Source organism: Pseudomonas sp. PICF141, from assembly GCF_002286815.1.
Classification (GTDB): Bacteria; Pseudomonadota; Gammaproteobacteria; order Pseudomonadales; family Pseudomonadaceae; genus Aquipseudomonas.
The window spans coordinates 264,671-287,860 of the sequence record NZ_MUNM01000078.1; the positions used below are offsets into that span (position 1 = coordinate 264,671).

Genomic DNA, 23,190 nt, shown 5'->3' on the forward strand with positions numbered 1-23,190 from the left:
CCAACCAAACGCCAGACGAAAAAAAGCCCCGCGTTTGCGGGGCTTTCATGTGGGTGCGGATCAGCTGCCTTTGACCGGCTTGCCATTGACCGTGCCGTCGAGGAGCATGATGTTGTACTCCTTGCCATCGGTTTCGACCTGTTGCAGACGGACCAGCAGGTAATCCCAATCCTTGGCGAACCACAGCACCGTGATGCGCTTGCTTTGGGTCGGGTCGCGCACTCGCTCGACTTTGATCGCATCGATCTGGCCGGCCTTGGTGTCGACTTTTTCCGAACCCAGCACGCGGAAGTCATAGGTATCGACTTCGCCGTCATCGACGACCTGATAGCTCATGCTTTTCTTGCCGGCGGCCACATCATGCTGCAGCGCCAGTTGATAGGTGGACTTGTCGACCATGCCGCGATTGAGCGGCAGCTTGACGGCGTCACCGCGATCGGTGCCGGTGACCATCTTGTTGGTCCAGTCGAAGTCCAGATCGACCTTCTTGGCTTTGCCCAGGCCGCCACGTTCGAAGCGGTAGGACTGCGGCAGCAGAGCGTCCTTGTCCAGGGTCAGGGTGCTTTCTTCGGTCAGGCTGGCGATCATCATCGACGCCTTGAAGCTGAGTGTCCAGACACCGTTGGCGCCCTTGGTCAGGCTGCGCTCGGCGGTGCCGCTCATGGGCAGTTGCTTCCAGTCGGCGGTGTAGCTGGCGGAGAAGGGTTGAAGGTCTGCGGCCTGCGCAAACGGCAGGGCGAGCAGAGCGCAAGCGAAGAGCAGGGCGCGACGCATAAAATCTCCTAGGTTCGAATCAAGTGGCCGCTGGCCGCGAGTAACTGTCCGTCCAGTAAAGCACCTTGTTCACCCAGTGATAAACGACCTTCGGCAAACCAGCGTACGGCCATCGGGTAGATCAGGTGTTCCTGGGTATGGACTCGCTGCGCCAGACTCTGCGGCGAATCGTGCAACTCTACCGGTATTACTGCCTGTACGACCAGTGGTCCGCCATCGAGTTCCTCGGTGACGAAGTGCACCGAACAGCCATGTTCAGTGTCGCCGGCCTCCAGCGCGCGCTGATGGGTGTGTAACCCTTTGTATTTTGGCAGCAGCGAGGGGTGGATATTGAGCAGGCGACCCTGATAGTGGCGCACGAAACCAGCGCTTAGAATGCGCATGAAACCGGCCAGTACCACGAGTTTGGGATTGAAGGCGTCGATCAGTTCGATCAGCGCGGCATCGAAGGCCTCGCGACCTTCGAAAGCCTTGTGATCCAGGGTGCGGGTATCGATACCCGCGTCCCTGGCGCGTTGCAGGCCGTAGGCGTCGGCGCGGTTGGAGATCACCGCAGCGATGCGAACCGGGCTGTCGCCGGTCCGCGTGCTGTCGATCAAGGCCTGCAAGTTACTGCCAGTGCCGGACAACAGCACCACCACATCACAGGTGTGGGACATCCGCTCTTGCATCAGTGTGCCTTGAGGTTTTTCAGTTCGACCTGGGCCGCGCCTTCGGCAGCGGTGGCGATCTGACCGATGACCCATGGTTGCTCGCCGGCTTCACGCAATACGTTCAACGCGGTTTCAACATGCTCTTGCGCAACGCAGATAACCATGCCGACGCCGCAGTTCAGCACGCGGTGCATTTCGTTCTCGTCGACGTTGCCTTTCTCTTGCAGCCAGTCGAACACGGCAGGGCGGGTCCAGCTTGCAACGTCAACTACCGCTTGGGCGCCTTTTGGCAGAACGCGCGGGATGTTGTCCAGCAGGCCACCACCGGTGATGTGGGCCATGGCTTTGACGGCGCCGGTTTCTTTGATCAGCTTGAGCAGCGGCTTCACGTAGATGCGGGTCGGGGCCATCAGCAGGTCGGTCAGCGGTTTGCCATCCAGCTGGATGTTTTCGATGTCTGCACCGGACACTTCGATGATCTTGCGGATCAGCGAGTAGCCGTTGGAGTGCGGACCGGAAGACGGCAGGGCGAGCAGGGCATCGCCAGCAGCGACTTTGGAACCGTCGATGATTTCGGATTTTTCCACGACGCCGACGCAGAAGCCGGCCAGGTCGTAGTCTTCACCTTCGTACATGCCAGGCATTTCCGCGGTTTCGCCGCCGACCAGGGAGCAACCCGACAGTTCACAGCCAGCGCCGATGCCGGTTACAACCTGAGCGGCGGTGTCGACGTTCAGTTTGCCGGTGGCATAGTAATCGAGGAAGAACAGCGGCTCGGCGCCGCAGACCACTAGATCGTTCACGCACATGGCAACCAGGTCGATGCCGATGCTGTCGTGTTTGTTCAGGTTCAGCGCCAGGCGCAGCTTGGTGCCGACGCCGTCAGTGCCCGAAACCAGTACCGGTTGCTTGTAGCCGGCCGGGATTTCGCAGAGGGCGCCGAAACCGCCCAGGCCGCCCATGACTTCCGGGCGCGCAGTGCGCTTGGCGACGCTCTTGATGCGTTCGACCAATGCTTCACCGGCGTCGATGTCTACACCGGCGTCCTTGTAGCTCAGGGAGGGTTGCTTGCTCATGATCCAGGCCTTTAGGGGGGATTCAGGGGTAACGACCGAGTCCAGTGGGGCCACTGAAGCTGGCGAAGGGCAATTGCCGTACGCGAATTTCAGGGCGCCCGGCTGTTGCCGGTCTGCGAAGGCGCGCGATTTTATCAGGCTTGAGGGGCAGCGGCCATCCTCGTGCCGACGGGCAGGGGCATATCGCGTTAAAAAAACCCATATTGCCCGTGTTGGTGGCGTCACGGATGGCTGTATAAGGTATCGACGCTAACCGTCTATCGTTATGACAGTGCGAAAACTTACCGGGGTCGGGTGAATGTTTTGCTTGAGCCTGTGGTCAACAGACCCTTGGTTCAATCATCTTCACGCGGTCTGTTTCCAGCCGCTCTTGTCGTCAGGAATCTTTTTATGCGTTTTCTTAAATTCTTGTTCGTGGGCTGTTTGACCATGGTCAGCCTGACCGGTCATGCCGAAACCGTCAAAGGCCTCTATCAAGTGCGCGAGCCTGTCAGTAGCCAGACGCCGCAGGAGCGCGATGAGGCGACTCAGCGGGCGCTGGATACGTTGGTGTTACGCCTGACCGGCGACCCCAAGGCGGCGCAGAGCCCGGGGCTGGCGACCGTGCGTAAAGATCCTCAGCAGATCATCAGTCAGTTCGGATATGACGCCGGCCCACCTCAAGTGCTGAAAGTCGATTTCGACCCGGCCACCACTGAACAGGCCTTGCGGCGTGCCGGGTTGGCCGTGTGGGGGGCGAACCGGCCGTCGATTCTCGGTTGGTGGCTGAATGATTCCGCCGAAGGTTCGAACCTGGTCGGCGATGGCCAGGCCAGTGCCACGCCACTGCTTCGAGCAGCGCAACATCGTGGGCTGCCGCTGCGTTTGCCGCTGGCGGACCTGGATGAGCAGATTGTCGCCACTGCACCGAATCTGGAAAGTGCAGATCCGGCATCGCTGCGGGACGCATCCGACCGCTACAATGCCGACGCCTTGCTGGCGGTGCATGCCCGTGAAGAAGGTGGCCAATGGCAAGCCAAGTGGCGTTTGTGGTTGGGCGATCAGAAAGAAGCCGGTAGCGCGCAGGGCGCCGATACAGCCGCGCTGGCCGATGCGGTGATGCTGGCGGTCAGCCAACGCCTGGCGCCGCGTTTTGCCGCCAAACCGGGTGCTTCCAGCGAGCAGTTGCTGGAAGTGCAGGGGATGAGCCTGGAGCGTTATGCGGCGCTCGGGCGATTGCTGGAACCTTTTGGCGCACGCTTGCAAAGCGTTGATGGCGATCGCGTGCTTTATCGGGTCAACGGCAGTCCCGATCAGCTGCGGGCGCAGTTGTCCTTGGGCAGGTTGCAGGAAATCCCGGCCGGTGAGGCGCCGGCTCCGACCGTGCCGGTTCAGCCTGTTGCAGCGGGCTCGGCACCGGCCGTAGCGCCAACTGCGGCACCGACGCCGCAGTTACGTTTTCGCTGGTAGTTTTCCTTTATATAGAAGCAGGAGTGGTGCATGGCCGATACACGGCGTTGGTTCTGGCTCGGTGGGGTGGTCCTGCTTTGCGTGTTTGTTTACCTGTTGCACCCGATCCTGACGCCTTTCCTGGTGGCGCTGTTGTTGGCGTATCTGTTCGACCCGCTGGTGGATCGGCTGGAAAAGCATGGGCTTTCGCGGACCTGGGGCGTGGTGGCGGTGTTTGCCTTGTTCACATTGCTCGTTACCGCGTTGTTGTTGGTGCTGGTACCGATGCTCGCCAAACAGCTGTTTCGCTTGTATGAGCTGACGCCGCAAATGCTCGACTGGTTGCAGCACACTGCCGTGCCGTGGGCGCAATCGAAGATGGGGTTGTCGGACGGCTTCTGGAAATTCGACAAGCTCAAGGCGGCATTCAGCGAGCACATGGGCCAGACCACCGATGTGGTCGGCGTGGTGCTGAGTCAGGCGACGGCTTCAGGTCTTGCGCTGATTGGCCTGCTGGCCAATCTGGTGCTGATTCCGGTGGTGAGTTTTTATCTGCTGCGCGACTGGGACCTGATGATGGCCAAGGTCCGCAGCCTGCTGCCCCGTGATCGTGAAGAGCGCGTCATGTCTTTGACGGGAGAGTGCCATGAAGTGCTAGGGGCTTTCGTGCGCGGGCAGTTGCTGGTGATGCTGGCGCTGGGTGTGATTTACGCCGCAGGCTTGATGATCGTCGGGTTGGAACTGGGGCTGTTGATCGGGCTGATTGCCGGTCTGGCGGCGATTGTGCCGTACATGGGGTTCGTCATCGGCATTGGTGCGGCATTGATTGCCGGCCTGTTCCAGTTCGGTGGCGATTTATATCCCTTGATCGGTATTGTCGCGGTATTCATGGTCGGCCAGGCGCTGGAAGGCATGGTCCTGACACCGTTGCTGGTCGGCGACCGGATCGGCCTGCATCCGGTGGCGGTGATCTTCGCCATCCTGGCTGGCGGCGAGCTGTTTGGTTTTACCGGTGTGTTGCTGGCATTGCCGGTAGCCGCGGTGATCATGGTCCTCCTGCGTCACGTACATGATTTGTACAAGGATTCGGATATCTACGGTGGTGTCGACGAATCCGCGCTGTAAGGGTTTTTGATCGTTCATGGTGGGCAGCCTGGTTTCGTGCCAGGTGTGCCCGTATCCCTCGTGCGGCTGTCACATGCGCCGCCAAAGAAACTGTCATAAAACCAGTGTGTTATCGCAAACCTTTGATTTTGCTTGTGGTCTGTCGCATTGTGCGGTCAGCCTCACGGGTATAAACTTCGCAAACTTTACACAGAGGCCACTAACGGTTCCTTGGGAACTGTTCAGTCAGCATGAAACCGATTCAGCTGCCCCTAGGTGTGCGTCTGCGTGATGACGCTACCTTTATCAATTACTACCCAGGCGCCAATGCCGCTGCACTCGGCTATGTCGAGCGGCTCTGCGAAGCCGACGCCGGCTGGACGGAAAGCCTGATTTACCTCTGGGGCAAGGACGGGGTCGGGCGCACGCATTTGTTGCAGGCGGCGTGTCTGCGCTTCGAACAACTGGGGGAGCGGGCGGTGTATCTGCCGTTGGCCGAATTGCTGGACCGCGGCATCGAAATCCTCGATCACCTTGAACAATACGAACTGGTCTGCCTGGACGATCTGCAGGCAGTCGCCGGCAAGGCGGATTGGGAAGAGGCGCTGTTCCATCTATTCAATCGCTTGCGTGACAGCGGCCGGCGTCTGTTGATTGCTGCCTCGACGTCCCCGCGTGAATTGCCGGTGAAGCTGGCGGACCTCAAATCGCGGCTGACCCTGGCACTCATCTTCCAGATGCGCCCACTTTCTGACGAAGACAAATTACGTGCCTTGCAGTTACGCGCATCCCGCCGTGGCCTGCACCTGACCGATGAAGTCGGGCATTTTATCTTGACCCGTGGTACCCGCAGCATGAGTGCGCTTTTCGAGCTGCTTGAGCGTCTCGATCAGGCTTCTCTTCAAGCTCAGCGCAAGCTGACAATCCCGTTCCTGAAAGAAACCCTGGGCTGGTAATCACCTGATCAACCCCAGGGTTTACCAGGGTTTCGGCATATTCCAGGCGTCAACGAATCCGCTTTCCTGCAAGAGGGCAGGCTGCGCAAAGGTTCAAAACGGGCTTAAGCGCTTAGATGTAAACGAGAAACGGATAAGTCACAAAAAGATCGATTGAATTTGCAAATGAGTTTGATAGCGGGCATAGTCGCGGCTTCTTTAGAAACTATCAGCCACGGTCGTGCCCATGCTAAAGCGCTTCGCACCCCTCGTGCCTCTCGCACTCGTCACCCTGTTGTTCGGTTGCGCTGCCCACTCTCCAGTGTCCCAGCAAGAGCCAAAACCTCAGGTTTCAAATTCAGTTACCGCGCAATCTTCTTCCGTTCTTTTCCAGGAAGAGCTAGCTACCGATAAAGAACTGGCAGACTTCGCCGACGGCAAGTCGTACCAGCTTCCTGTTCTCGCCGACAGCATCCTCGAACGTGGCATGTCCCTGATCGGTACCCGTTACCGTTTCGGCGGCACCTCTGAAGCCGGTTTCGACTGCAGTGGCTTCATCGGTTACCTGTTTCGTGAAGAGGCCGGCATGAACCTGCCGCGCTCCACCCGCGAAATGATCAACGTTGACGCTCCTCTGGTTGCTCGCAGCGCCCTCAAGCCCGGTGACCTGCTGTTCTTCGCCACCAATGGTCGTCGCGGTCGTGTCAGTCACGCCGGGATCTACCTGGGTGACAACCAGTTTATCCACTCCAGCAGCCGCAAAAGCGGTGGTGTCCGGATTGACAGTCTGGGCGACAGCTACTGGAGCAAAACCTTTATCGAAGCCAAGCGCGCACTCGCGATGGCGCCGACTGCGGCCCCGGCTATCGTCACGGCACGCAAGTAAGCGGACAGTTTGTAAGGCGAACTTAAAGTCTTACTTGAAGTTTGCCGCGTAGCCGCTAGAATCCTGATCTATTATTGATGGCAAACCGCCTGCGTCCTGCGCAGGCGGTTTTCTTTTCTGCCTTTTGGGTGGAAAAAGCCGCAGCCAGATCAGGATGTTCTGTTTATGACGATGTCGGCCCGCCTCGCACTCATGTTTTTCGCAGCGCTGCTCAGCGCCTGCGCCAGCCGTACACCGCCACCTGCGCCGGTGGTTCGCGCTCCCATTGTTTTCGGTCCTTCCCAAGCCTTTTCCCCTGCGGCAGAAGACGTGCTGTTTCGCGCGCTGGGCCTGGTGGGAACACCTTATCGCTGGGGCGGCAACACGCCCGATTCCGGGTTCGATTGCAGCGGGCTGATCGGTTACGTTTATCGCGATGTCGCCGGCATTTCCTTACCGCGCTCTACCCGCGAGATGATCGGCATGCAAGCCCCCAGTGTTGGCAAGGAAGGCCTGCAAACCGGTGACCTGATTTTCTTCGCCACCAATGGCGGCTCCCAGGTCAGTCACGCCGGGATCTACGTCGGCGAAGGCCGCTTCGTCCACGCACCCGCCACGGGCGGCACGGTCAAGCTGGACAGCTTGTCCAAGGCCTATTGGCAGAAAGCCTATCTGAGCGCCAAGCGCGTCTTGCAACCTGAGCATTTGGCACATAATCCGTAGTTGTCATGAGCGCGCTTGAAGGATGACTCGCGCTGGGTGATAGGTTGGCGCTGTGCAAAGCTGTAGGAGCGAGGCTTTCCCGCGAAAGCGGTGTGTCAGTCGATATCAATGTTGACTGTGCTGCCGCCTTCGCGGGCAAGCCTCGCTCCTACGATCAGAGCTGATTACTTAGCCGCGGACACGCGCCACACCTTGTTCCCCACATCATCCGCCACCAGCAAGCCTCCTTGCTGATCGATCACAACACCCACCGGCCGCCCCATCGCTTTTTCGTCGTCAGTGAGGAAGCCAGTAAGCACATCCACCGGCTGCCCGGTCGGTTTGCCGGCATTGAACGGCACGAAAATCACTTTATAGCCGCTGTGTGGCTTGCGGTTCCACGAGCCGTGTTGGCCGATGAAGGCGCCTTGGGTGAACGGTGCGGGCAACTTGCTGCCTTCGGCGAACGTCAGGCCCAGTGATGCGGTATGTGGCCCTACCGCGTAGTCCGGCGCAATCGCCTTGGCCACCAGATCGGGGTTTTGTGGCTCGACGCGAATGTCGACGTGCTGGCCGTAATAACTGTAAGGCCAGCCGTAGAACCCGCCATCCTTCACGGAGGTGATGTAGTCCGGCACCAGATCGCTGCCGATTTCGTCGCGCTCGTTGACGGCGGTCCACAGGGCGCCGCTTTGCGGTTCCCAGGCCAGGCCGTTTGGATTGCGAATCCCTGAAGCGAAAATGCGATGGTTGCCGGTGGCACGGTCCACCTCCCAGATCGCCGCGCGGCCTTGCTCCTGATCCATGCCGTTTTCACCGATGTTGCTGTTCGAACCCACAGTGACGTATAGCTTGCTGCCATCCTTGCTGGCGATGACGTTTTTGGTCCAATGGTGATTCAGTGTGCCGCCCGGCAGATCGACCACCTTGATGGGCTGTGACTTGATCGCCGTCTCACCGTTTTCATAGTGGAAGCGCAGCAGACGATCAGTGTCGGCGACGTACAGGTCCTTGCCGACCAGGGTCATGCCGAAGGGCGAATTAAGGTTTTCCAGGAAGACCGTGCGGGTTTCGGCCACGCCATCGTGGTCCTTGTCCCGCAGCAGGGTGATGCGGTTCGGGCTAGGGACGCCGGCACCGGCGCGGCCCATGACCTTGCCCATGACCCAGCCGCGAATGCCTCGGCCAGGTTTGGGCGGTGCGTTGGTTTCGGCTACCAGTACATCGCCGTTGGGCAGCACGTACAGCCAGCGCGGGTGCTCGAGGCCTTCGGCAAACGCTGCCACTTGAGTCCCTGGTGCGGCGACAGGTTTCTTGCCTTCAGGCCAGCCGATCGCCGGGGCGATGTTCACCGTCGGGATCAGTGTTTTATTCGGTTCTGGCAGCTTGGGCGAAGGGCCTGTGCCGTCCGAGACTTGCAGGCTGGAGGTGTCACCACAGGCGGCGAGCCCTCCGGCGAGCGCGATAACGAAAGCGAGCTGGGATTTGCGCATTACTGATCTTCCCTATGAATGCATTGAAGTAATCATAGAGAAGCGTAGACGCCCGATGGTTCAACCGGTCAGCCGCGGGCTTCCTTGAGCACAATAGCGATGCCCGGATGGTAGTTGCCGGCTTCATTGCGCAACTTGCGGTAGGCGTAAGGGAAATACCAGGCCACGGCGCAGGTGTGTTCCTTTTGCAGGTCATCGACCATGTCCTGGAGTTCCTCCGGGGTGGCGCTGTGCTGGGCTTTTTGTGGCGCGACAAACAGACAGCCGAGTTTCAGATCGCTGGCGTAGCTGATTCGCTTCGCATCACTGGTGATGTCCGCCAGCGCCTGGGTCAGGTTCAGGCTATTGACCCGTGGCCAGCGCTGGGTGGCCTGCAGATACGCGCGCTCTTCGCTGCTGGCGATAAACAGATCGGCCCGGGCGTTGCGTTCGCCTTCTTCGATCTGTTTGCGGGTCGACGTTTGTGTCAGCGTGACCATTTCTGCCATCCAGGCTGCGGCGGAAAGCAGGCCGAGGTTGGCGTTTTCGTCGTGCCAGTAAGGCGTATCGTTATCGCCGCGCACGGCGTTGTAGCGGTCGATACAGTCAAACCAGCGTTCCAGCACAGGCCGCAGGAATTCCAGCTTCGGATTGCTGATGATCATGCCTTGCATGTGGCTCACCCTTGTTATTGTGTTGTCAGGTTGTGGCTCTTTGATATCACTGCTGACAGTGTGGCACAAGATTGGCGTCAGTTAATTGATCGATGGCAGTTATTCGCTCAGCGGTGTCCCGGCTTTAATTGACGCTCCACCCCCAACCCTCTAACCTTCGCGGCTTGTTTCAGGTGCTCTGTGACCTTGGTCGACAGAGTGAAACAGGGAAGCCGGTGAGTGAATTTCTTCCAGCGAAGAATGATCACGATCCCGGCGCTGCCCCCGCAACGGTAAATGAGTAAAAGCTGCGCGAGGGCCTGATGACAGGCCCTAGCCACTGTGTCGACTGTCGACATGGGAAGGCGCGCAGTCAGGCGCAAGCCGCTCATGAGCCCGGAGACCGGCCTGATTCATCCAACGGCATCACGGTGGGCGATGCCAGGCTTCTTGCCGTCTATTCTTGTGCCTGCCCGCCGTTATCCAGCCTCAACGGAGAGCTCCCCCATGACTGATACTCCCGATCGTGACGAACGCCATCTGGCGCGCATGCTGCGCAAAAAAGCGGTGATCGACGAACGCATCGCCAATTCGCCGAATGAATGCGGTTTGCTGCTGGTGCTCTCCGGCAACGGCAAAGGCAAGAGCAGTTCGGCGTTCGGCATGCTTGCGCGGGCCATGGGCCACGGCATGCAGTGCGGCGTGGTGCAGTTCATCAAGGGGCGCAACAGCACCGGCGAGGAGCTGTTCTTCCGGCGCTTTGCGGAGCAGGTGCGTTTTCATGTGATGGGCGAAGGCTTCACCTGGGAAACCCAGGATCGCCAGCGTGACATCGCCGCCGCCGAAGCCGCTTGGGCGGTGTCCCGCGAACTGCTGCGCGATCCGGCCATTGGCCTGGTGGTGCTCGATGAATTGAACATTGCCCTCAAGCACGGCTACCTGGATCTCGATCAGGTGCTCAGCGATTTGCAGGCGCGTCCGCCGATGCAGCACGTGGTGGTCACGGGTCGTGGCGCCAAACCGGAGATGATCGATCTGGCCGACACCGTCACTGAAATGGGCATGATCAAACACGCCTTCCAGGCCGGAATCAAAGCGCAAAAAGGCGTCGAGTTGTGAACTGCACTTTATGAATAGCCATCGTCAATGCCCGGCGGTCCTGATCGCCGCGCCGGCCTCCGGTCAGGGCAAGACCACCGTCACCGCCGCGCTCGCCCGTTTGCATCGTAATCAGGGGCGCAAGGTTCGCGTGTTCAAATGCGGCCCGGACTTTCTCGACCCGATGATTCTCGAGCGCGCCAGCGGCGCGCCGGTCTATCAACTCGACATGTGGATGGTCGGCGAACAGGAAAGCCGGCGTCTGTTGTGGGAAGCCGCTGGCGAAGCCGACCTGATCCTCATCGAAGGCGTCATGGGGCTGTTCGACGGTACGCCGTCCAGTGCCGACCTGGCGCGGCACTTCGGCGTGCCGGTGCTCGGCGTGATCGACGGCACCGCCATGGCCCAGACCTTTGGCGCGCTGGCCCTGGGCCTTGCGCGTTATCAGCCGGATTTGCCGTTTGCCGGTGTGCTGGCCAATCGGGTCGGCACCGTGCGCCATGCGCAATTGCTCGAAGGCAGCCTGACTGAAGGTTTGCGCTGGTACGGCGCGCTGTCCCGGGAGACCGGGATCGAATTGCCGAGTCGGCATCTCGGCCTGGTTCAGGCCAGTGAATTGAATGATCTCGACCTGCGTCTCGATGCGGCGGCCGACTCATTAGCCAGCAGTTGCGACGTGGCGCTGCCGCCAGCCGTGGAATTCGCCGCGCCTGAAATGATCGCCGCCGAACCGTTGCTGGCCGGTGTGCGGATTGCCGTGGCGCGGGACGAAGCGTTCGCGTTTACCTACGGCGCGAGCCTGGATTTGCTGCGGGCCATGGGCGCCGAATTGACGTTCTTTTCGCCGATCCGCGACAGCGAGTTACCTGAGGCAGACAGCCTCTATCTGCCGGGCGGCTATCCCGAATTGCACCATGTGGCGTTGTCACAAAACACGTCGATGCTGACCGCGATCCGCGCGCACCACGCGGCGGGCAAACCGTTGCTGGCCGAGTGTGGCGGCATGCTGTATTTGCTGGATTCCTTGACCGATGTCGAGGGCACTCGCGCTGAACTGGTTGGCTTGCTGGCCGGTGAAGCAGTGATGCAGAAGCGTCTTGCCGCGTTGGCCTTGCAGGCGGTCGAATTGCCGGAAGGTTTGTTGCGTGGCCACACCTATCACCACTCGCTGACCAGCACCGGGCTTGAGCCGATTGCCCGAGGTTTGAGCCCCAATGGCGGGCGAGGGGCGGAAGCGGTTTATCGTGAGGGGCGGATGACGGCTTCTTATGTGCACTTTTATTTCCCGTCCAATCCATCGGCGATTGCCGCGCTGTTTGTGCCTGACCTTAAGACCGCCATCGCGGGCAAGCCCGCTCCCACAGGGGAATGCAATTCAAATGTGGGAGCGAGCCTGCTCGCGAAGAGGCCATGACCGACAACACATTTTCCGAAGCCGAACGCGCAGCCGTTTACCGAGCCATCGCCGAGCGCCGCGACATGCGGCACTTCAGCGGCGGCTCGGTCGAACCCGAGTTATTGAGGCGTCTGCTCGAAGCCGCGCACCAGGCGCCGAGTGTCGGCCTGATGCAGCCCTGGCGTTTCATCCGCATCAGCGACCGGGCCCTGCGCGGCAAGATCCAGCAACTGGTGGAAGAGGAACGCATCCGCACTGCCGACGCCCTCGGCGAGCGCTCCGACGAATTCATGAAGCTCAAGGTCGAAGGCATCAGCGACTGCGCCGAGGTGCTGGTCGCTGCAATGATGGACGATCGTGAACGGCACATTTTCGGCCGTCGTACATTGCCTGAAATGGACATCGCGTCGCTGTCCTGCGCCATCCAGAACCTTTGGCTCGCATCCCGCGCCGAAGGCCTGGGCATGGGCTGGGTGTCATTGTTCGAGCCACAAGCGCTGGCGGATTTGCTGGGGTTGCCGATCGGGGCCAAGCCTTTGGCCGTTCTTTGCCTGGGGCCGGTCAAGGAATTCTACCCAGCGCCCATGCTGGTACTCGAAGGCTGGGCGCAGACGCGTCCACTCAGCGAGTTGTTGTATGAAAATTACTGGGGAGAGAGTCAATGAGTGTGGCGTTGTTGAGTGTCGCCGCGGTCGCGCTGGATGCGCTGCTGGGTGAACCCAAACGCTGGCATCCGCTGGTGGCGTTCGGTCGTTTTGCCGATCGCATCGAGCAACGTTTCAACTCCGGTGGCCGTGGCTGGCGCAGTCACGGCGTCACGGCCTGGGTGATGGCGGTCGTGCCGCTGACTTTGCTGGCCACCGCACTTTCCTGGGCACCTTATATCGGTTGGATCGTCGAGATTCTCCTGCTCTATTGCGCTCTTGGCATGCGCAGCCTTGGTGAGCACGTTGAGCCGGTGGCCAAGGCCCTGCGCGGCGATGATCTGGGGGAGGCGCGCAAACGCGTCAGCTATCTGGTCAGCCGTCAGACCAGCGAACTGGATGAAACCGACGTCGCCCGCGCCGCCACCGAATCGGTGCTGGAGAACGGCAGCGATGCGGTGTTCGCCGCGTTGTTCTGGTTTGCCGTGGCGGGTGCGCCCGGCGTGGTGCTCTATCGCCTGAGCAACACCCTCGATGCGATGTGGGGTTATCGCAACGATCGCTTCGAACGCTTCGGTTGGGCCGCGGCGAAAATCGATGATGTTCTGAACTACATTCCCGCACGCCTGGTGGCATTGACCTACGCGCTGCTGGGCAAAACCCGACTGGCGTTGAAATGCTGGCGTACCCAGGGCCCGACCTGGGACAGCCCGAATGCCGGGCCGGTGATGGCGGCCGGTGCAGGTGCGCTGGGTGTCGAGTTGGGCGGGGCGGCGATTTATCACGGTGAACTGCATCAGCGTCCGCCGTTGGGCGAAGGTGTGCCGGCGGACGCCGATTCCATCGAGCGTGGCTGGCAATTGGTCCAGCGCGGGGTATGGTTATGGCTGCTGATTCTTTGTGTGGGGGCGCAGTTTTATGCTTGAGCACGGTGGTCGCTTGCGCAAGGCGGCGCTTGAATACGGCATTGCCGAAGCCGATTGGCTCGACCTGTCCAGTGGCCTCGCGCCTTGGCCATTCCCGGTCCCGGACATCCCGCTGCGGGCCTGGGCGCGGTTACCGGAAACCGATGACGGTCTGGAGCAGGCTGCCTGCGACTATTACGGTGCGGCTCAGGTATTGCCGGTGGCCGGTTCGCAAATGGCGATCCAGTTGCTGCCGCGATTGCGCCGGCCCGGCAAGGTCGGCGTGCTGGCGCCGTGTTACGCCGAACACGCCGAAGCCTGGCGTCGCAATGGTTATATCGTGCGCGAAGTGCTGGTGTCGGAAGTCGATTTCTTTCTCGACAGCCTCGACGTGCTGGTGGTGGTCAACCCGAACAATCCCACAGGGTTGAGCCTGACCCCGGCTCGCCTGCTGGATTGGCATGCGCGGCTGGCCCAGCGTGGTGGCTGGCTGGTGGTGGACGAGGCGTTCATGGATAACACGCCGCATTTGAGCCTGGCGCCGTTTACCCATCAGACCGGATTGATCGTGCTGCGCTCCTTCGGCAAATTCTTCGGCCTGGCCGGTGTGCGACTGGGGTTTGTGCTGGCCGAGCGCAAGTTGCTCAAACTGCTGGCCGAACAGGTCGGGCCCTGGGCGGTCAGCGGTCCGACACGAGTGCTGGGCCAGGCGTGCCTGACGGATACGCACGGGCACACTCGACAGCGCATTCGTACGGACGAGGCTGGCGAGCGTCTGGCGTTGCTGCTTGAACAGTACGGTTTCAAACCCCAGGGCGGCTGCGCATTATTTCAATGGCTGATCACTGAATCTGCCCAAGCGCTGCACGAATTCATGGCCCGGCGCGGCATTCTGCTGCGGTTGTTCACCCACAACAGCAGCGTGCGGTTCGGCTTGCCCGCCGATGAAGCGGATTGGCTGCGTCTTGAGCAAGCGCTCGAAGCCTACGTCAAGGACGCGCAATGACTACGTTAATGGAGCAGGGCGCGACTTTGATGGTGCAGGGCACGACTTTGATGGTGCAAGGCACTACATCGGACGCCGGTAAAAGCACACTGGTGACGGCGCTGTGTCGCTGGGTGACGCGTCAGGGCGTGAGCGTCGTGCCGTTCAAGCCACAGAATATGGCCCTCAATAGCGCGGTGACCGCCGACGGGGGCGAGATTGGCCGTGCTCAAGCGGTGCAGGCTCAGGCGGCCAACCTCGAACCGCACACCGACATGAATCCGGTGCTGCTCAAACCCAATAGTGATACCGGTGCTCAAGTGATCATTCATGGCCGTGCAGTCACGACGATGAACGCGGTCGCCTATCACGACTACAAAGCCATCGCCATGCAAGCGGTGCTGGCCTCCCATGAGCGTTTGTGTGCGGCGTATCCGGTGGTGATGGTCGAAGGGGCGGGTTCGCCGGCAGAGATCAATTTGCGCGCCGGCGACATCGCCAACATGGGGTTTGCCGAGGCGGTGGACTGCCCGGTGGTGCTGATTGCCGACATCAATCGCGGTGGGGTTTTCGCGCATTTGGTCGGTACGTTGGAGTTGCTGTCGCCCAGCGAACAGGCGCGGGTCAAAGGCTTCATCATCAACCGGTTTCGCGGCGACATCGCCTTGCTGCAACCAGGCCTCGATTGGCTGGAGGCGCGCACTGGCAAACCGGTGATCGGGGTTTTGCCCTATGTGATGGACCTGCACCTTGAGGCCGAGGACGGCATCGATCAGCGCCAGGCCGACAAGGCCGAGCAAGTGCTCAACGTGGTGGTGCCGGTACTGCCGCGCATCAGCAACCACACCGATTTCGATCCGCTGCGCCTGCATCCGCAAGTGGACCTGCAATTCATCGGCCCCGGTCAGGCGATTCCGCCGGCCGACCTGATTATTCTTCCCGGCTCGAAAAGCGTGCGCAGCGACCTCGCATACTTGCAGGCCAATGGTTGGGACACGGCCATCTCGCGACACTTGCGCTACGGCGGAAAAGTACTGGGGATCTGCGGTGGTCTGCAAATGCTCGGCGAGCAGGTGCACGACCCGCTGGGCCTCGAAGGCGCGCCGGGTTCCAGTGCCGGTTTGGGCTTGCTGGCGTTCCAAACCCAGCTCGAAGAAGAGAAGCAGTTACGCAATGTGCGTGGACGCCTGGCGCTGGAAGATGCGCCGGTCAGTGGCTATGAAATTCATGCCGGCGTGACCTGCGGGCCGGCGCTGGAAAACGCAGCGGTGCACCTCGATGATGGTCGCTGCGACGGCGCACAAAGTGCCGATGGGCAGATTTTCGGCACCTATCTGCATGGGCTGTTCGAATCACCGGCGGCGTGCGGTGCGCTGTTGCGCTGGGCCGGGCTGCAGGCTGTGCAGGAAGTGGATTACCACGCCTTGCGCGAGCGCGATATCGAACGGTTGGCAGATTTGGTGGAGAAGCATCTGGATACTTCGCTGTTGCGTGAACTCTGTGGGATTTGAGGTGGTTTTGAGGGCGCCTTCGCGGGCAAGCCTCGCTCCTACAGGTTGTGTGTCGTTCACATTATTACGATTCGACGCTAATCCGTAGGAGCGAGGCTTGCCCGCGAAGAGGCCTGCCCCGACACCGCACATCTTAAGGAATAAACATGCTGCAACTGATCCTCGGCGGCGCCCGTTCCGGTAAAAGCCGCCTGGCTGAAAAACTGGCGACAGAGAGTCAGCTCCACGTCACTTACATCGCCACCAGCCAACCCCTGGACGGTGAGATGAACGAACGGGTGGCCCATCACCGCGCCCGTCGTCCAGCCGAATGGGCACTGATCGAAGAACCGCTGGAACTCGCCCGTGTGCTGCGCGAAAACGCCAGTGCCGATCGTTGCTTGCTGGTGGATTGTCTGACGCTGTGGCTGACCAATCTGCTGATGCTCGACAATGCCGAGCGCTTGTCGGCCGAGCGCGAAGCCCTGCTGGACTGCCTGGCGTCATTGCCAGGTGAAATCATTTTTGTCAGTAACGAGACCGGCATGGGTGTCGTGCCGTTGGGCGAATTGACTCGCCGTTATGTCGATGAAGCCGGTTGGCTGCATCAAGCCTTGGCCGAGCGCTGTCAGCGAGTCGTCCTGACCGTCGCCGGCCTGCCCCTGACTTTGAAAGGAACTGCGTTATGACTCACGCCTGGTGGCTGAACCCGTGCAAACCCATCGATGCGCAAGCGGTCGAACAGGCGCAGGCGCGTCAACAGCAACTGACCAAACCCGCGGGCTCACTCGGTCGGCTCGAATCGGTGGTGGTGCAACTGGCCGGGTTGCAGGGGCAGGTCAAGCCGGCGCTGGATCAGCTGTGGATTGCGATTTTTGCCGGTGACCATGGTGTGGTTGCTGAAGGCGTGTCGGCGTTTCCCCAGGAAGTCACTGGGCAGATGCTGCTCAACTTTGTCAGCGGTGGCGCGGCGATCAGCGTGTTGGCGCGGCAGTTGGGGGCTTGCCTGGAAGTGGTCGATCTCGGCACTGTCACGCCGTCGTTGAATCTGCCAGGCGTGCGTCACCTGAACCTTGGTCCGGGCACGGCGAATTTCGTCCAGGGGCCGGCGATGACCCAGGTCCAAGGTGAACTCGCCTTGCAGGCCGGCCGGGACAGTGTGCAGCGCGCCATCGCAGCCGACGCGCAGTTGTTCATCGGTGGCGAAATGGGCATCGGCAACACCACGGCGGCCAGCGCATTGGCCTGTGCGTTGCTCGATTGCCCGGTGGTGCATCTGGCCGGACCGGGCACCGGATTGAATGCAGCGGGTGTCAGCCATAAAGCCCAAGTCATTGAACGCGCCTTGGCGTTGCATGGCGCTCAGCGTAGCGATGCGCTGCAAACGTTGTTCAACCTCGGCGGTTTCGAAATCGCTGCGCTGGTCGGCGCGTACCTGGCCTGCGCTCAGGAAGGTGTCGCGGTGTTGGTCGACGGGTTTATTTGCAGCGTCGCTGCGTTGGTGGCGGTGCGTTTGAATCCGGCCTGCCGTGAGTGGCTGCTGTTCGGTCATCGCGGCGCCGAGCCGGGTCATCGCCATGTGCTCGAAACCCTGAACGCCGAACCCTTGCTGGAGCTCGGCCTGCGACTGGGCGAGGGCAGTGGTGCGGCATTGGCCGTGCCATTGTTGCGCCTGGCCTGCGACCTGCACGGGCAAATGGCGACGTTCGCCGAAGCCGCAGTGGCGGATCGTCCGGCATGACCTTGCGCCTGGACCTGTTGCGCCATGGCGAAACCGAGCTCGGCGGCGGTTTGCGCGGCAGCCTCGACGATGCACTGACCAGCAAGGGTTGGGCGCAGATGCGCGCCGCGGTGCTTGAGCAGGGGCCCTGGGATCGACTGGTCAGTTCGCCGTTACAGCGTTGTGCACGCTTTGCTGACGAGCTGGGGGCGCAACTCGGGTTGCCAGTGCAGTTGGATAAGGATCTGCAAGAGCTGCACTTCGGCGCTTGGGAAGGGCAGAGCGCGGCGGCGCTGATGGAAACCAGCGCCGAGGCGTTGGGCATGTTCTGGGCCGATCCGTATTCGTTTACGCCGCCAGACGGTGAACCGGTGACGGACTTTTCTGCGCGGGTGTTGGCGGCCATCGAACGGCTGCACACGGCCTATGCCGGTGAGCGGGTCTTGCTGATCAGCCATGGCGGCGTCATGCGTTTGTTGCTGGCGCAAGCGCGCGGATTGCCGCGTGAGCAGTTGCTCAACGTTGAAGTCGGCCACGGCGCGTTGTTTTCGTTGTCGGTCGAACCCGGCGTTTTGTTAAGGGAAGCGATCTGACCATGTTGCCGTTCTGGATCGCCCTGCAATTCTTGAGCAGCCTGCCGATTCGTTTATCGGGTATGCCGACGCCCGAGGAATTGGGTCGATCGCTGCTGTTTTACCCACTGGTCGGTTTGCTGTTCGGCTTGATTCTGTGGGGGCTGAACTGGCTGTTGCTGGGCGCGCCATTATTGCTTCACGCCGCTTTGCTGCTGAGCGTTTGGGTCGTGCTCAGCGGCGCGTTGCACCTGGATGGCCTGGCCGATAGCGCTGATGCGTGGCTCGGCGGTTACGGCGACCGTGAACGCACCTTGACCATCATGAAAGACCCTCGCAGCGGGCCCATCGCGGTGGTGACGCTGGTCGTGGTATTGCTGCTTAAGTTTGCTGCGTTGCTGGCGTTGCTCGAGCAGCAGCACAGCGTGATCCTGATCATCGTTCCACTGCTTGGCCGCAGCGCATTACTGGGCTTATTCCTCACCACACCTTACGTGCGCCCCGGTGGATTGGGGCAAGCGCTGGCCGATCATCTGCCGCGTTTGGGCGGCAAACAGGTAGTGGCGATCAGTGCGATGGCCTGTGTGCTGATGGCTGGCCTTAGCGGCGTATGGGCGCTTGTGTTGGCGGCCGTGATGTTTGTCTGGCTGCGGCAAGTGATGGTGCGCCGATTGGGCGGGACGACGGGCGATACGGCGGGAGCATTGCTGGAATTGCTGGAAGTGACGATGCTGGTGGGGCTTGCATTGCTCTGAACCCCTTGCTCTGAACCCCTGTAGGAGCGAGGCTTGCCCGCGAAGGCGGCGGCTCAGTCAACATTGATATCGGCTGATACACCGCCTTCGCGGGCAAGGCTCCAACGGTAAGATGTATCAAAAAATTTGCATTCATTTAACTGCGGGTATATACACGCACTATGCTTCCTTCTCAATGTTTGTGCACTAACCTGCGTCGCGCCGCTCGTGGCGTCAGCAGGCATTACGACGGCGCCCTCGACGGTTTCGGGATCAACGTTGCCCAGTATTCTCTGCTGTGCAATCTGCAGCGTCTGGATCAGCCAAGCATCTCGTCCCTGGCCGAAGCCATGGGCCTGGATCGCAGCACGCTGGGGCGTAATCTGCGGGTGCTGGAGGGCGAAGGTCTGGTAACGCTGACCGAAGGCGAGGACATGCGCAATCGCATCGTCCTGCTCACCGAGACAGGGCGCGAACGCCTGGCGGCGGCGTTGCCAGCCTGGGAAGCGGCGCAGCAGCGGTTGATCGATCGCCTGGGTGCCGAGAAGCGTGAGATTTTGCTGAAACTGCTGGATGAACTGGCTTGAGGCCAGTTTGTTCGATCTTAAGCGGGTATATACCCGCTACCGGAGAACAACAATGACATCGATGTGGCGTACGTGCGGTTGGGTGCTGTTGGGGAGTGCGCTGATTCTGGCGTTGTCATTGGGAGTGCGACACGGCTTCGGGCTGTTTCTGGCACCCATGAGTGCCGAGTTCGGCTGGGGCCGCGAAGTGTTTGCCTTCGCGATTGCTTTACAGAACCTGATCTGGGGCCTGGCCCAGCCATTCACCGGCGCATTGGCCGACCGCTTTGGCGCTGCGAAGGTGGTGTTGATCGGGGGTGTTCTGTACGCCTTGGGTCTGGCGTTCATGGGGCTGTCCGATTCGGCGGTAACCTTGTCCTTGAGCGCGGGGCTGTTGATCGGTATCGGCCTGTCGGGCACCTCGTTTTCGGTAATCCTTGGCGTGGTCGGCCGTGCGGTGCCACCGGAAAAGCGCAGCATGGGCATGGGGATCGCCAGCGCTGCCGGTTCTTTCGGTCAATTCGCCATGTTGCCCGGCACGCTGGGGTTGATCGGCTGGCTTGGCTGGTCCGCGGCGTTGCTGGTGTTGGGGCTGGTGGTGGCGCTGATCGTGCCGCTGGTGAGTATGCTCAAAGACAATCCGCTGCCGGTGCTCGGGCACGAGCAAACCCTCTCTGAAGCGTTACGCGAAGCCTGCTCCCATTCAGGATTCTGGCTGTTGGCGTTCGGCTTTTTTGTCTGCGGTTTTCAGGTGGTGTTCATCGGCGTGCACTTGCCGGCCTATCTGGTGGACCAGCACTTGCCGGCCTCCGTCGGCACCACGGTGCTGGCGCTGATCGGCCTGTTCAATATCTTCGGTACCTATACCGCGGGCTGGCTTGGCGGGCGAATGTCCAAACCGCGCTTGCTCACCGGTCTGTACCTGTTGCGGGCGGTGGTGATTGTGCTGTTCCTCTGGGCGCCGGTCACTCAGGTCACGGCTTATCTGTTCGGCATGGCCATGGGGTTTCTCTGGTTGTCGACGGTGCCCTTGACCAACGGCACGGTAGCGACCTTGTTCGGTGTACGAAATTTGTCCATGCTCGGTGGGATCGTTTTCCTTTTCCATCAGCTCGGCTCGTTCCTCGGCGGCTGGTTGGGTGGGGTGGTGTATGACCGGACCGGGAGCTACGACTTGATCTGGCAGGTGGCAATTCTCTTGAGTCTGGTGGCCGCAGCCCTGAACTGGCCGGTGCGCGAGCAGCCGGTGGCGCGTCTGCAAACCCGGATGAGTGCCGCATGAACAGTCTCTGGCCGCAAATGGCTGCTATCGGCGTCGGCATTTTGTTGCTGGCCCTGGCATGGTGGGGCTGGCATCAGGGTGGCCTGGCATTGATGCAACTGGGCATGGGTGCTTGCTAGCGAGCGGCGAAGGCGAGTAATTTCGTTTTTTGACGATTGTTCAAGGATGCACCGACATGCTGATGCGCTGGCTTGCAGTACCCGCATTGTTGATGGCTTTCACCGGTGTGGCCCAGGCGGCAGAATGCCCCGAGTTATTACAAGGCTCTTTGCCCAAGCTGCGTGCCAAGGAGTCCATCGATCTGTGCCAGCGCTTCGCCGGCAAGCCGCTGGTGGTGGTCAATACCGCGAGTTTCTGTGGCTTTGCCCCGCAATTCAAAGGCCTTGAGGCGCTATACCAGCGTTACAAGGATCAAGGGCTTGAGGTGGTCGGCGTGCCGTCCAATGACTTCAAGCAAGAGTCCAAGGATGGTGCAGAGACTGCCAAGGTTTGTTACGTGAACTACGGCGTGACTTTCACCATGACCGAACCGCAGAACGTCCGCGGCGATGACGCAACGCATTTGTTCAAGGTTCTCGCTGCACAAAGCAGCTCGCCGAAGTGGAATTTCTACAAGTACGTGGTGGATCGCCAAGGCAAAGTGGTTGCCAATTTTTCCAGCCTGACCAAGCCGGATAATCCCGAGTTCATCGAGGCGGTGGAGAAAGCGCTCGCATCGAAACCCTGATCGACATGCACTAAAAAGCCCCGCCTCTGTACAAGAGCGCGGGGCTTTTTCAATTCAGGCGGCGAGGGCGTCGCCGTGAATCATCAGAAACGGTATGTCGCGCCAACACCGAAACCGTTCGCATAGTTTTCATACTCTGCGCTGTAGTTCTGACGGCCGTTGCTGTTGTTGACCTTGACCGATTCTTCGCGCAGGTACGAGTACGCCACGTCGATGGTCAGGTCGTCGGTCGGGCTCCAGCCGGCGCCCAAGCTGAAAATCTTGCGATCGCCCGTCGGGATGCGTGGGGAGCGGTCGACGTTGTTGGTCGGTGCCTGGTCAACGGACAGGCCGGTACGCAGGACCCATTGTTTGTTCAACTGGTACGAAGCGCCGATGGCGTGCGCCCAGGTGTCGTGCCAGTTCTGCTCTTCGGTGATGGTACCGAACTGGCCATTGAGGAGGGCCGGAACGCCTTTGTTTTCGACGGTGATTTCTTTCAGGCGACTCCAGCGAGTCCAGGTGCTGCCTGCGTAGAGCGTCCATTGGTCATCCAGTTGGTGTGTGACCGAGAAGTCGACCGACTCAGGCGTGGTGATATCCAAAGACGCGTCGTACTTCTGGTTCGGGTTTTGACCAACGGCACCGAGGAGGTTGTAGTTGACCTTGGTGTCACCCTCCAGCTTGTACTTCACTTTCGAGTGGTAGGTCAGGCCGACACGAGTGCTGTCGGTGGCCTGTACCAGGATACCGACGTTGTAACCCAGCGCGGTGTCGTCACCCTCGATCTTGACCTTGCCGTCCGGCGCGGCCTGAGTGATCGACAGGTTCGATTCCAGGGTGCCGGAAATGTGGTTGATGGTCGGACCAAAACCGATCGACACCTTGTCGTTGAAGGCGTAGCTGACGGTTGGCTGGAGCGTCACGATCTTGACTTCGCTCTTGCTGCCGAAGTATTTGCCGGCGAAGCCGTTCTCGTAGTCGGTCACCAGGCCGAATGGAGCGTAGACACCGAAACCGAATGCCCACTGGTCATCGATTGGCTTTACGTAGTAGCCCATGGGCACGCCCATGAAAGGGACCATGTCACCCTTGTTGGTGCCACTATTCGGACTGGAGCTTGCATCACTGATATCAGCATGGGCGTCGATAAATGCAACACCACCGCTCACTTGTTCACGCTTGAGGCGAGACATGCCGGCAGGGTTACCAAAAACTGTAGATGCGTCGTCGGCAGAAGAAGATCGCCCGGCAAAACCTGTCCCCATCCCGCTGATGCTTTGTTCGTTGAGCGCGAAGCCACTTGCGAAGAGTTGGGTGGAAGCCATGGCAACGGCGAGGCTAAGGGTGGTTTTGAGCATTACTTTTTTCATTATTAGAATTCCTGGTGATCACCGGCGCGGAAATTACCAAGATTTTCGTCTGGGCGC

The 23,190-nt window shown here is 60.5% G+C and carries 25 protein-coding genes and 1 riboswitch; of the genes, 19 read left to right on the forward strand and 6 right to left on the reverse strand.

The features are described 5' to 3' along the window. Nucleotides 1-60: 60 nt before the first annotated feature. Genes BZL43_RS23765 through purM form a run of 3 tightly spaced genes read right to left on the reverse strand, consistent with a single transcriptional unit; the run spans nucleotide 61 to nucleotide 2,503 of the window. Complete coding sequence (locus BZL43_RS23765) at nucleotides 61-774, reverse strand: DUF3108 domain-containing protein (protein WP_095634540.1); 714 nt, start codon at nucleotides 772-774, stop codon at nucleotides 61-63. 8 nt (nucleotides 775-782) lie between these two features. Further along, nucleotides 783-1,433, reverse strand: coding sequence for a phosphoribosylglycinamide formyltransferase (gene purN, locus BZL43_RS23770; protein ID WP_095634573.1), 651 nt, complete (start codon nucleotides 1,431-1,433; stop codon nucleotides 783-785). An 11-nt stretch (nucleotides 1,434-1,444) separates the two neighbouring features. After that, nucleotides 1,445-2,503, reverse strand: coding sequence for a phosphoribosylformylglycinamidine cyclo-ligase (purM, locus tag BZL43_RS23775; protein ID WP_095634541.1), 1,059 nt, complete (start codon nucleotides 2,501-2,503; stop codon nucleotides 1,445-1,447). A gap of 390 nt (nucleotides 2,504-2,893) precedes the next feature. Here purM and BZL43_RS23780 point away from each other — a divergent pair, with 390 nt between their 5' ends. The 5 genes from BZL43_RS23780 to BZL43_RS23800 all read left to right on the forward strand — a co-directional run bounded on the left by BZL43_RS23780 (nucleotide 2,894) and on the right by BZL43_RS23800 (nucleotide 7,558). Beyond that, nucleotides 2,894-3,952 carry a DUF2066 domain-containing protein gene (locus tag BZL43_RS23780; RefSeq protein WP_095634542.1) on the forward strand — a complete coding sequence of 353 codons (1,059 nt, stop codon included), beginning with the start codon at nucleotides 2,894-2,896 and terminating at the stop codon, nucleotides 3,950-3,952. Between the two features lie 30 nt (nucleotides 3,953-3,982). Next, the gene (locus BZL43_RS23785; RefSeq protein WP_095634543.1) at nucleotides 3,983-5,056 is read left to right on the forward strand and encodes an AI-2E family transporter; all 1,074 of its coding nucleotides are present in this window, start codon (nucleotides 3,983-3,985) and stop codon (nucleotides 5,054-5,056) included. 230 nt (nucleotides 5,057-5,286) lie between these two features. Next, nucleotides 5,287-5,991, forward strand: coding sequence for a DnaA regulatory inactivator Hda (gene hda, locus BZL43_RS23790; RefSeq protein ID WP_095634544.1), 705 nt, complete (start codon nucleotides 5,287-5,289; stop codon nucleotides 5,989-5,991). A 226-nt stretch (nucleotides 5,992-6,217) separates the two neighbouring features. Next, the gene (locus BZL43_RS23795) at nucleotides 6,218-6,856 is read left to right on the forward strand and encodes a C40 family peptidase (RefSeq protein ID WP_095634545.1); all 639 of its coding nucleotides are present in this window, start codon (nucleotides 6,218-6,220) and stop codon (nucleotides 6,854-6,856) included. A gap of 165 nt (nucleotides 6,857-7,021) precedes the next feature. Further along, the gene (locus BZL43_RS23800; protein ID WP_007898942.1) at nucleotides 7,022-7,558 is read left to right on the forward strand and encodes a C40 family peptidase; all 537 of its coding nucleotides are present in this window, start codon (nucleotides 7,022-7,024) and stop codon (nucleotides 7,556-7,558) included. A gap of 164 nt (nucleotides 7,559-7,722) precedes the next feature. Here BZL43_RS23800 and BZL43_RS23805 read toward each other — a convergent pair whose 3' ends face one another. Both BZL43_RS23805 and BZL43_RS23810 read right to left on the reverse strand, forming a co-directional pair. Continuing rightward, entirely contained in the window at nucleotides 7,723-9,030 is a 1,308-nt protein-coding gene (locus BZL43_RS23805) for a sorbosone dehydrogenase family protein (RefSeq protein WP_095634546.1), read from the reverse strand. A gap of 68 nt (nucleotides 9,031-9,098) precedes the next feature. Next, entirely contained in the window at nucleotides 9,099-9,683 is a 585-nt protein-coding gene (locus BZL43_RS23810; protein ID WP_095634547.1) for a hypothetical protein, read from the reverse strand. Nucleotides 9,684-9,837: 154 nt separating this feature from the next. Then, nucleotides 9,838-10,089, forward strand: a riboswitch (cobalamin riboswitch). A gap of 80 nt (nucleotides 10,090-10,169) precedes the next feature. Between BZL43_RS23810 and cobO the strand changes: the two genes are divergently transcribed. From cobO to BZL43_RS23875, 14 genes are all read left to right on the forward strand, one after another. Next, nucleotides 10,170-10,781: a cob(I)yrinic acid a,c-diamide adenosyltransferase gene (gene cobO, locus BZL43_RS23815; protein ID WP_095634548.1), complete on the forward strand. Its 612-nt coding sequence runs from the start codon at nucleotides 10,170-10,172 to the stop codon at nucleotides 10,779-10,781. A gap of 10 nt (nucleotides 10,782-10,791) precedes the next feature. Next, nucleotides 10,792-12,174 (forward strand): cobyrinate a,c-diamide synthase, encoded by a 1,383-nt coding sequence (locus BZL43_RS23820; protein WP_095634549.1) that lies wholly within the window; start codon nucleotides 10,792-10,794, stop codon nucleotides 12,172-12,174. Continuing rightward, complete coding sequence (gene bluB, locus BZL43_RS23825) at nucleotides 12,171-12,821, forward strand: 5,6-dimethylbenzimidazole synthase (RefSeq protein ID WP_095634550.1); 651 nt, start codon at nucleotides 12,171-12,173, stop codon at nucleotides 12,819-12,821. Before BZL43_RS23820 ends, bluB begins: the two co-directional genes overlap by 4 nt. Next, complete coding sequence (cbiB, locus tag BZL43_RS23830; protein WP_095634551.1) at nucleotides 12,818-13,726, forward strand: adenosylcobinamide-phosphate synthase CbiB; 909 nt, start codon at nucleotides 12,818-12,820, stop codon at nucleotides 13,724-13,726. The genes bluB and cbiB overlap by 4 nt, the downstream gene beginning before the upstream one ends. Beyond that, a complete protein-coding gene (cobD, locus tag BZL43_RS23835) occupies nucleotides 13,719-14,711 on the forward strand; it encodes a threonine-phosphate decarboxylase CobD (RefSeq protein WP_095634552.1) in 993 nt (330 codons plus the stop codon). The genes cbiB and cobD overlap by 8 nt, the downstream gene beginning before the upstream one ends. Before the next feature lie 29 nt (nucleotides 14,712-14,740). Then, nucleotides 14,741-16,201 carry a cobyric acid synthase gene (locus BZL43_RS23840; RefSeq protein ID WP_095634574.1) on the forward strand — a complete coding sequence of 487 codons (1,461 nt, stop codon included), beginning with the start codon at nucleotides 14,741-14,743 and terminating at the stop codon, nucleotides 16,199-16,201. A gap of 146 nt (nucleotides 16,202-16,347) precedes the next feature. After that, nucleotides 16,348-16,869 (forward strand): bifunctional adenosylcobinamide kinase/adenosylcobinamide-phosphate guanylyltransferase, encoded by a 522-nt coding sequence (gene cobU / locus BZL43_RS23845; protein ID WP_095634553.1) that lies wholly within the window; start codon nucleotides 16,348-16,350, stop codon nucleotides 16,867-16,869. Further along, the gene (cobT, locus tag BZL43_RS23850; RefSeq protein ID WP_095634554.1) at nucleotides 16,866-17,921 is read left to right on the forward strand and encodes a nicotinate-nucleotide--dimethylbenzimidazole phosphoribosyltransferase; all 1,056 of its coding nucleotides are present in this window, start codon (nucleotides 16,866-16,868) and stop codon (nucleotides 17,919-17,921) included. The genes cobU and cobT overlap by 4 nt, the downstream gene beginning before the upstream one ends. After that, a complete protein-coding gene (cobC, locus tag BZL43_RS23855; RefSeq protein WP_095634555.1) occupies nucleotides 17,918-18,493 on the forward strand; it encodes an alpha-ribazole phosphatase family protein in 576 nt (191 codons plus the stop codon). The genes cobT and cobC overlap by 4 nt, the downstream gene beginning before the upstream one ends. Before the next feature lie 2 nt (nucleotides 18,494-18,495). Further along, nucleotides 18,496-19,227 carry an adenosylcobinamide-GDP ribazoletransferase gene (locus tag BZL43_RS23860; protein ID WP_095634556.1) on the forward strand — a complete coding sequence of 244 codons (732 nt, stop codon included), beginning with the start codon at nucleotides 18,496-18,498 and terminating at the stop codon, nucleotides 19,225-19,227. A gap of 161 nt (nucleotides 19,228-19,388) precedes the next feature. Further along, nucleotides 19,389-19,793, forward strand: a complete 405-nt coding sequence (locus BZL43_RS23865) for a MarR family winged helix-turn-helix transcriptional regulator (RefSeq protein ID WP_095634557.1) — start codon at nucleotides 19,389-19,391, stop codon at nucleotides 19,791-19,793. A gap of 52 nt (nucleotides 19,794-19,845) precedes the next feature. Then, nucleotides 19,846-21,054, forward strand: coding sequence for an MFS transporter (locus BZL43_RS23870; RefSeq protein ID WP_095634558.1), 1,209 nt, complete (start codon nucleotides 19,846-19,848; stop codon nucleotides 21,052-21,054). Next, nucleotides 21,051-21,173 carry a hypothetical protein gene (locus BZL43_RS28665; RefSeq protein WP_008071541.1) on the forward strand — a complete coding sequence of 41 codons (123 nt, stop codon included), beginning with the start codon at nucleotides 21,051-21,053 and terminating at the stop codon, nucleotides 21,171-21,173. The genes BZL43_RS23870 and BZL43_RS28665 overlap by 4 nt, the downstream gene beginning before the upstream one ends. A 56-nt stretch (nucleotides 21,174-21,229) precedes the next feature. Continuing rightward, the gene (locus tag BZL43_RS23875; protein ID WP_095634559.1) at nucleotides 21,230-21,781 is read left to right on the forward strand and encodes a glutathione peroxidase; all 552 of its coding nucleotides are present in this window, start codon (nucleotides 21,230-21,232) and stop codon (nucleotides 21,779-21,781) included. An 83-nt stretch (nucleotides 21,782-21,864) separates the two neighbouring features. Here the strand turns inward: BZL43_RS23875 and BZL43_RS23880 are convergent, their stop codons facing one another. After that, nucleotides 21,865-23,133 (reverse strand): OmpP1/FadL family transporter, encoded by a 1,269-nt coding sequence (locus BZL43_RS23880; RefSeq protein WP_095634560.1) that lies wholly within the window; start codon nucleotides 23,131-23,133, stop codon nucleotides 21,865-21,867. Nucleotides 23,134-23,190: the final 57 nt, after the last annotated feature.